Genomic DNA, 9,092 nt, shown 5'->3' on the forward strand with positions numbered 1-9,092 from the left:
TTTTACAACTGTGCATTGTACCTTGTGAACTGTGAACTGAAAAATGCTTCGCATTTTTTACAAATGTGAAGATTAATAAAATTTGAATTAATGGCTAAACTTATAGAGATTTATTACGATAAATAAATATATAGAATGATAGAAGTATTTTAAAATGAGATTATTAGGAGGCAATTATGAACATTAAGGGTGTAGGTTACACAAATGGAATAAACTATTATAATAAGGTAACTTCTAATAAAATAGAAAAATTAGAAAAAAAACAAGTTTATGACAGAATTGAATTATCAGATGAAGCTAAAATATTAAATGATTATTCAATTAATGAAAGTAATTATGATAATAGTAAAAAAATCGTAGAGATTAAAAATAGTATTCAAAATGGAACGTATGGATACGATGCAAAACTTATTGCTAAGGGAATGCTAGATACCATGAAGGGAAAAGAATAATATGATAAATAGTTTAATAGCAGTGATTAAAGAAGAGGAAAAAGAGCTAAATGAATTATTAATATTATTGGATAAACAATATAAATTAATTATAAATAAAGATGTATTTGGAATGGAATCAGTAGTTGAAGAAATAAAATTAAAAAATAAAGCTGTTGCAGAAAGTGAAGTTAATAGAAGGAAAGTATTGGGAAAAGAATCTATTAAAGATATTGTACTATCTTCAAAGAATGAAGAGTTAGAAAATTCATATAGAAGAATACAAAAATTGTTAAACCAAATGATACTTCAAAAAGATACTAATGATTTACTAATTAAACAACAGTTAAGTTTTACAAATAAGCTTTTAAATCTTATAAATCCTAAAAGAGATATACCGATTTATAACTCTTACGGAAATATAAGAAGATAATATGGGGAGGTAAAAGATGTCAGGGTTATTTTCAACATTCAATGTAGCTAAAAGAGGGATGAATGTACAACAAAAAAGCATAGATGTAACTTCTCATAATATTGCTAACTCTAATACTGTTGGATATTCAAGACAAAGAGCGAAAATAGAAACAACGAGACCTTATGGAGGGACTTCTATGGGTTCATCTGTTCAAGCAGGACAACTTGGAACAGGAGCACAAGTTCAAGCCATAGAGAGAGTTAGAGACAGTTTCTTGGATTACCAAGTAAGAAATGAAAATGCAGTTTTAGGAAAATATGATATGAGAAGCAATTTCCTTTATCAAGTGGAAAGTGTTTTTAATGAACCATCCGATACTGGAATTTCTACTTTAATGGGAAAGTTTTTTGATTCATTTCAAGAGTTATCAAAGCAACCCAATAGTTCAAACGCAAGAACTGTAGTAGCTCAACAAACAGCAGCTTTAGCAGATGCATTAAATGCAACTTATACAAAACTTGAGAATTTACAGACTAATGCTCAAGATATGATAAAGAGTTCTGTTACTGAGGTAAATAGTGTTTTAGAACAATTAGATAGAGTTAATCAAGAAATAATAAACGTAACTGTTGCAGGAAATACTCCAAATGATTTAATGGATAAAAGAGATACTTTATTAGATGAATTAAGTTATAAATTTGGTATCCAAGTGGATAAAAAAGAATTTAATGGAATAGATGTAAAACCTGTAGCAGATGGGAAAATAACAACTCCTAATTTAGTAAACTCTAGTCCAAATGTAGATGTTAGTAGATTTTCTTATGTAAGCAATGTTGAATTAGATTCAAGTGATTTATCAGGAAATACTTATATAGTTACATATTATAAAAACGGTAATATGAATAGTGAATCTAATAAACAAACTTTAAAAATAGCAAATTTAACGCCTGAGCAAGCAAAAGAAATTAAAGATAATAGAATTTTGTGGGCTGATAAAAATGGACAAGCAGCCAAAGGAGATGGCTATCCAATAAGAGATGGAGAAACAATAAGCTCTTCACAACTTATGATGTTTAAGCCTGAAACAGGCAGTATTAATGGACTTGTATCAGTACAAAAGGATATAGAAGATTATATGAATCAACTAAATAAATTAGCTAAATCAATAGCATTTTCTGTAAATGCTGTTCATAGTGGAATAGAAGATCCATTAAACAACACAGCTGGACCCGAGAAAGATTTTCTACCGTTTTTTGTAAACAACGATATAGCACGCTATAGGGCTAATGGGTTTTTACAAAATATAGATGAAACACTATTATCAGAGCAAAATATAACAGCCAAGAATATATCTGTAAATAAAGAAATTCTAGAAGATGTAATGAAAATAAAAACTAGGACTCATGATGATTTATTTGCATATACCAATGAAAATAATGTTGATGGAGAAAGTGATGGAGCTAGAGCATTGGCAATAGCACAGCTTAGAGATTCATTAATAAGAATTCAAGATATAGATGAAAAAGTAATTTCAAGAAAAGATATGTTCGATAAAAATAAAGGTGGAAGTACTCTTTCAAGCAATGGATTAAAGTTACAAAACAGTTCATCAGGAATGACTTTAACTTCATATTTTAAAGATACAATAGACAGATTAGGAGTACAAGCTCAAGAAGCACAAAGAATGGTTACAAATCAAGAAGATTTATTATATAGTATAGAAGAAACAAGAGCATCGGTATCAGGTGTATCATTAGATGAAGAGATGGCAAATTTGGTACAATTCCAACATGCTTATAGTGCAAATGCAAAAATAATAGCAACAGTAGATGAACTTTTAGATGTTATAGTAAATGGATTGAGGAGATAGGAGGGGAAGTAAATGAGAGTTACAAATCAGATGATGAGTAAAAGTTTTTTGAAAGATCTTAATAGAAATCAAAGCTATATGAAGAGAATAAATGATCAGCTTACTTCTGGAAAGGAAATTAGAAGGCCTTCAGATAATCCTTTTAAAGTTGCAAGAAGTATGCAGTTAAATTCAGATATAAAGGCTAATACTCAATATAATGAAAATATAAAGGATACAATAAATTGGTTAGATACTACAGATACAGCCCTAGAACAGTTAGGAAATAGCCTTGGAAGATTTAGAGAATTAATGGTTTCGGCTGGAAATGCAGCTTATGGAAGTGATGAAAAAAGAGCAATAAAAGATGAAATGAATGAAAAAGTGAATGAAATAGCTCAAATATTAAATACTAACTTTGATGGTAAATATATTTTCGGAGGAAGTAAAGGAAGCACAAAACCGATTGGAACTGATAAAAGTATAATTACAGGTAACAACTCACTTCATCTTAGTGGGAATAATGGAGAAGTTTTAAATGTTGATAATTTAGATGAAGACGTACAAAATCAGATAAATATGATTGATAAAAAGCTTGCTGTTGAAGTTTCACAAGGTGTAACTATGGATTATAATGTTTCAGCTACGGATTTACTATTATTTAAAGATAAAAATGGAGTTAGCATTAATGTTATGGATTTATTAAAGGATATAACAAATAATGTGGCTTCAGCCAATCCAATAGATAGTGCAAAAATAACAAATGAAAATTTAAAAACTATAGATGAAACAGTATCAAATCTTTTAAGAATAAGAGCAGAAGTTGGTGCAAAGCAAAATAGAATGGAATCTGCAGGAAGTCAAAATGAAGATCAAAATTTTAACTTAACAGATATATTATCACAAACAGAAGATATAGACCTTGCCAAGAAAAATATAGAAGCAGCAGTAGCACAAAATGTATATATGGCTTCTCTTCAAGTAAGTGCAAAAATTATTCAACCTTCGCTTTTAGATTTCCTAAGATAGGAGAAGATGTAACATGGAATTAATATCACCAATACATGGGAAAATAACATACGAAAAAAATGAAATAATACATTTTGAAAAAGGACTACCAGGTTTTAATGGATTGAAAAAGTATGTAATAAAACAAGTTGAAGAAGAAAGTCCTTTCAGTATATTACAATCAATAGAAGATAAAGAAATAGGATTTATAATTATATCTCCATTTTTTATAAAAGATAATTATGAGGTAAAATTAAGTGATGAAATAATAAAGAACTTAAATCTAGAGGGACCAGATGAAGCACTTTTATATTCAATAGTTACATTAAACTCAAAAATAGAGGATATAACAGCAAATTTAAAGGCCCCTATAGTGATAAATATAAAAAATAAAAAAGGGGAACAATATATTTTAGATAAAGAAACGTACGGAATAAAAGAAAGAGTTTTTCCTAGGGAATAGTTAAAGGTGACAAGTAATAGATTATGATATAGATTATGAGGCATTTTTAGTTCACAGTGCACAATTCATAGTTCACAGTTGAGGATGAAGCTATTGAGTGGTTTCTGAAATTTAAATTTTTTATAAGGTCTAAATAGCTTGTAAAACAATTTTTTCGATTGAGCCATGCTGAATTATTTACATAACTGTGCACCGTACCTTGTAAACTGTGAGCTAAATAAACTGTAAACTGAAGAAAGGTGTGTTGAGTTTGTTAGTTATAACAAGAAAAAAAGGAGAGTCTATTTTAATAGGTGATGATATAGAAATATCTATTTCAAAAATAGAAGATGGTAGTGTTAAGCTAGCAATAAAAGCACCTAAAGAAATGACTATCTTAAGAAAAGAGCTTTACGAAGAAGTTCAAAATGAAAATAAAGAAGCAACAAAAATTAATATGGAACTTTTAAATATATTAGGGAAAAAGAAATAGGGAAAATGAAAAAATGAGGGGGTGTTTATATGGAAATAAAGGTTACAAGTCAAGGAGGACAAGTTAACCTAAATACAGTGCAAAATAAAGAAGTTAACAAGCTTTCTGGAAACAAGGATGTAGTTGAAGCTATAACAAATAAAAATAAAGGATATAGGGAAGAAGATTTAGCGAAAGCAGTAGATAAATTAAATAAATTTCTAAAAGATGAACATACATATGCAGAGTATTCTATCCATGAGAAGCTTGGAGATGTAATGGTAAAAATAATAAATCAAGATACAAAAGAAGTTATAATGGAATGTCCGCCAAAAAAAATATTGGATTTAGTAGCAAGAATGATGGAACTAGTAGGTGTTGCAATAGACAAAAAAGCTTAATAGGAGGAAATGACTATGAATTTCTTACTAAATAAAATTGATAATGATATTAGGAAAAAAGTTTATGAAAAAACTAAAGATGGTAAGATTCATAGAAAATCTGATATAAAGATTAATAAAGATAGTGAAAAGCAAAAGAGGAAATTCTTTAATGAATATGTTGAAGAGGAAAAACAACATGTGAAGAAAAAGCAAAAGAAAATTACTATTAATGCAACAAAAACAGAGAATTCTAATATAAGCTTATATGGAGAAAAAGAAGAAAACTTAAATGCAATGGGTTATGGCACATTTTTAGATGTTAAAAAGTAGGAGGAAATAAAGAATGTATGGTAATAATGCATTAAATGTATATAAAAATAATAGCGTAAACTACGCATCAAAAGAACAATTACTATTAATGTTGTTAGATGGAGCTGTAAAATTTGCTAAAATAGCTAAACAAGCTTTAGAAGATAAGAATGTAATTGAAAGTCATAAAAACTTAGTTAAAGTTCAAGATATATTTACAGAACTTATGATAAGTTTAGATCAAAATGCAGGAGATTGGGCAAAACAAATATATGCAGTTTATGATTTTATAAAAACAAGATTATTCGAAATAAACTTAAAAAAAGATTCGGATATGATGGACGAGCTTATGCCAGTAATAGAAAGTGTAAGAGATACATGGTATGAAGCGTATGAAATATCTAGAAGATCTAGATAATTTAAAATCGGGGGTGTTTAAATGAGAATAACAGGACTTGCAACGGGACTGGATATGGATAAATTAGTTACAGATTCCATGAAGCCTTATAGAATAAAAATAGATAAAAAGGGACAACAAAAAGATATAATTGAAATAAAACAAAAACTTTACAGAGAAATAATTAAAGATTCTAGAGAACTTTATAATAAATATTTTGATATAACAAAAAGTGATAGTTTGTTATTAAGTAAAAATTGGTCAACTACTAAGTTTACTTCTTCAAATGAAGATGTAGTAACAGTTACTGGTGGAGGAGAGGCAAAGCCTGATAATTACACTATTACAGGAAATATAGCAAAGGCATCAAAAATATCTATTGCATCTAGTGAAATATTGGATGATAAAATCACTATTAATGGAAAAGAGTTTACTTTAAGTGGTGATACTCAAAAAGAAAAAGCAAGTAATTTAACAAATGATTTAAAGAAGGCTGGAATTAATGTAAAGGTAAGTTATACAGATTTTGCAGGTAATGGAACTACTAATGCTAGTGGGTTTATATTAGAATCTACGATTTTGGGAAAAGATAGTAATTTTGTTATTGGGGCAGGGGCCACCATTAGCACTATTACTGCTACCTCACCACAAGATTATGAAGCTGCTACTGCAGCAACTATTACTGGTTTTAATACTGACAATTTTAATGTGAATACTGATAATATTATTAACATTACAGTTAATAATGAAGTTAAATCTATAACCATAAAAGGATCTGATATTAAAAATGAAGAAGGTTCTATTGATAAAGATAAGTTGAAAAATGTCTTGAATAATACTTTAAAGGAGTATAATTTAGAAGCTACTATAGATGAAGCTGGTGGAATAACTTTTAAAAGTACAAAGCTTGGAAATATAGATGATCCAAAGTTAACTATAAATGGAGGTTCAAAGGGTACTTTTACTCCTGGAGAAGATGAAGTGAAAGCTTCAAAAACATTCAGTTTAACAGGAGATGAAAAAATCACCATTAATGGGGTTTTAGTAGATTTATCTTTAAAAAACGGAGAGGCTTCAACACTAGAAGATGATATGACTACAGTTTATTATTTAAATAAGGTTTTAAAAGAACAAAATTTAAATATAATAGTAAAAGAAAATAAAACTGGGGAATTTACTTTCACTTCTAATAATACTGGAGAAAATGCGAAAATAGAATTAGGATTATTGGGTGGAAGTTATAGTGTATCACAAGGTGGAATTGATTCTAATATTATATTTACTAATAGTAAAGGTGGAGTTTACACACATACTGGTACATCAAATAACGTAACTTTAGATGGAGTAAACTTTAAGTTTACTGGTGATATTCCTAAAAACACTACAATAAATATTAATGGAAAAGTAGATGTAACTGAAACAAAAGATAAATTAGTTAAATTTATTAATGATTACAATACTTTAATTGAAAAGCTAAATAAATTAACTACTGACAAGAGAAATAGAAATTTCGTACCTTTAACAGCAGAGCAAAAAAAAGAAATGTCAGAGGATGAAATAAAGCTTTGGAATGAAAGAGTAGAAAAAGGCCAACTTAGTAGAGATACTGATTTAACTAGAATATCAAATAGTTTAAAGAATTCTATGAGAACATTAGTAGATGGATCCGGTCTTAATTTAGAGAAAATAGGAATAAAACCTGTTGCAGATTATCAAGGAACTAAAAATGGTACTTTTACTATAGATGAAAATGCATTAACAAAAGCTTTAGAAGAAAATTCAGAAGATGTGATGAATTTATTTATAAAATCAAAACCTACAGATGAAAATCTTTCGGACTCTCAAAAATACTCTAAAACAGGTTTGGTACAAAGAATAAAAGATATTTTATATAAGGAAACTATGACATCAAATTCTAATTTCTTAAAGAAAGTAGGATATGAAGGTACAGTTACAGCATATGATAATACTTTAACTAAATCAATACGAGAATATGAGAGAAAAATGGCTGATATGGAAACAGACTTTGCAAGACGAGAACAAGCTTTATATTCAAAATATTCTATTCTAGAATCTACAATGAATAAATACAATTCTCAGCAAAGCTATCTAATGCAACAATTAGGAATGAGCTAGATGATGATAGAAAATATATTAGAAGAATATAAAAAATAACGGAATATATAATACAAAATATAGATAACAATTATGAGAATTTAGATAAACTTATGGATAAACGGCAACAATTAATTGATGAATTATTCAAAGAGAGTAACATAGATGTTGAGGCAATAAAGCAAATATATATATTAAATGGAATATTAGAACTTGATAAAAAGTTAGAATGTACAATAAAGGAAAAACAAGAAATAGTAAAAGAAGAAATAAAAAAAATTCATAAAATAAAAAATGCAAATAACGCTTATGAAAAGAATAGAAAAATAAATAACTTTTTTAGTATAAAATATAAAAAAATTATAAAAACTATAAAGTTAAATAAAACTGTCCGATATATATAATATAAAGCTTAAGCAATATAACTCTATATAGAGAATTTTTCCTACCAAATGGTAGGGGTTCTAAATATATATAAAGACAAGGATGTCAATTTAAAATCAAGGAGGAATAAAAATGATAATTAATCACAATATGAATGCAATGAATGCACACAGAAATTCAGCAATGAATACTGCATCAGCAGGAAAATCAATGGAAAAGCTTTCTTCAGGTTTAAGAATTAACAGGGCTGGTGATGATGCAGCAGGGTTATCAATATCTGAAAAGATGAGAAGCCAAATCAGAGGACTTGATCAAGCAGCAAGAAATGCACAAGATGGTATATCAAGAATACAAACAGCAGAAGGTGCATTAAATGAAGTAAGTGATATGTTAGTTAGAATGAAGGAACTTGCTGTCCAAAAAGCAAATACTGGTACTTATAGTTCAACAGATATAGCAAATGTTGATGAAGAAATGACTGCTTTAAAAGCCGAAATAAAAAATATTACTGAAAACACTAAGTTTAATGGTGCTACAGCAATGAAAGCTGCGAAGATTGTAATAGATGATGCAGGAAATTCACTAACTATTGCTGCAGCAGATACTCAACTAACAAAGGCTCTTGCATTAACATCGGGTAGTGCTGCGACTACAGTTGATAAGGCGATAGATGATATTAATACACAAAGAGCAAAATATGGTGCATTACAAAATAGGCTAGAACATATAGTTAACAATTTAGGAACTACAACAGAAAATCTACAAGCATCAGAATCTCGTATTAGAGACGTAGATATGGCAAAGGAAATGATGAATTTCTCAAAGAATAACATCCTATCACAAGCTGCCCAAGCAATGCTTGCTCAAGCTAACCAACAACCACAGGG

At 28.6% G+C, this 9,092-nt stretch carries 12 protein-coding genes; all 12 read left to right on the top strand.

Going from position 1 to position 9,092, the window contains the following annotated elements:
- Nucleotides 1-176: 176 nt before the first annotated feature.
- Entirely contained in the window at nt 177-452 is a 276-nt protein-coding gene (gene flgM, locus A500_RS17505) for a flagellar biosynthesis anti-sigma factor FlgM (protein ID WP_016208905.1), read from the top strand.
- Nucleotide 453: 1 nt separating this feature from the next.
- Nucleotides 454-864: a flagellar export chaperone FlgN gene (gene flgN, locus A500_RS17510; protein WP_016208906.1), complete on the top strand. Its 411-nt coding sequence runs from the start codon at nt 454-456 to the stop codon at nt 862-864.
- A gap of 16 nt (nt 865-880) precedes the next feature.
- Nucleotides 881-2,716 (top strand): flagellar hook-associated protein FlgK, encoded by a 1,836-nt coding sequence (gene flgK, locus A500_RS17515; protein WP_016208907.1) that lies wholly within the window; start codon nt 881-883, stop codon nt 2,714-2,716.
- A gap of 12 nt (nt 2,717-2,728) precedes the next feature.
- The gene (gene flgL, locus A500_RS17520) at nt 2,729-3,724 is read left to right on the top strand and encodes a flagellar hook-associated protein FlgL (RefSeq protein WP_016208908.1); all 996 of its coding nucleotides are present in this window, start codon (nt 2,729-2,731) and stop codon (nt 3,722-3,724) included.
- 13 nt (nt 3,725-3,737) lie between these two features.
- A complete protein-coding gene (gene fliW, locus A500_RS17525) occupies nt 3,738-4,166 on the top strand; it encodes a flagellar assembly protein FliW (protein ID WP_016208909.1) in 429 nt (142 codons plus the stop codon).
- 250 nt (nt 4,167-4,416) lie between these two features.
- Nucleotides 4,417-4,638: a carbon storage regulator CsrA gene (csrA, locus tag A500_RS17530; RefSeq protein ID WP_016208910.1), complete on the top strand. Its 222-nt coding sequence runs from the start codon at nt 4,417-4,419 to the stop codon at nt 4,636-4,638.
- A gap of 29 nt (nt 4,639-4,667) precedes the next feature.
- Nucleotides 4,668-5,018: a flagellar protein FlaG gene (locus tag A500_RS17535; protein WP_016208911.1), complete on the top strand. Its 351-nt coding sequence runs from the start codon at nt 4,668-4,670 to the stop codon at nt 5,016-5,018.
- A gap of 15 nt (nt 5,019-5,033) precedes the next feature.
- Entirely contained in the window at nt 5,034-5,330 is a 297-nt protein-coding gene (locus A500_RS17540; protein WP_016208912.1) for a hypothetical protein, read from the top strand.
- Between the two features lie 13 nt (nt 5,331-5,343).
- Nucleotides 5,344-5,727 (top strand): flagellar export chaperone FliS, encoded by a 384-nt coding sequence (fliS, locus tag A500_RS17545; RefSeq protein WP_016208913.1) that lies wholly within the window; start codon nt 5,344-5,346, stop codon nt 5,725-5,727.
- Nucleotides 5,728-5,748: 21 nt separating this feature from the next.
- Nucleotides 5,749-7,842 (top strand): flagellar filament capping protein FliD, encoded by a 2,094-nt coding sequence (gene fliD / locus A500_RS17550; protein ID WP_016208914.1) that lies wholly within the window; start codon nt 5,749-5,751, stop codon nt 7,840-7,842.
- Between the two features lie 92 nt (nt 7,843-7,934).
- The gene (locus A500_RS17555) at nt 7,935-8,225 is read left to right on the top strand and encodes a flagellar protein FliT (protein WP_016208915.1); all 291 of its coding nucleotides are present in this window, start codon (nt 7,935-7,937) and stop codon (nt 8,223-8,225) included.
- A 112-nt stretch (nt 8,226-8,337) separates the two neighbouring features.
- The coding region (locus A500_RS17560; protein WP_016208916.1) for a flagellin N-terminal helical domain-containing protein at nt 8,338-9,092 on the top strand (755 nt) is incomplete at its 3' end.

Source organism: Clostridium sartagoforme AAU1 (assembly GCF_000401215.1).
GTDB classification, from domain to species: Bacteria; Bacillota; Clostridia; order Clostridiales; family Clostridiaceae; genus Clostridium; species Clostridium sartagoforme.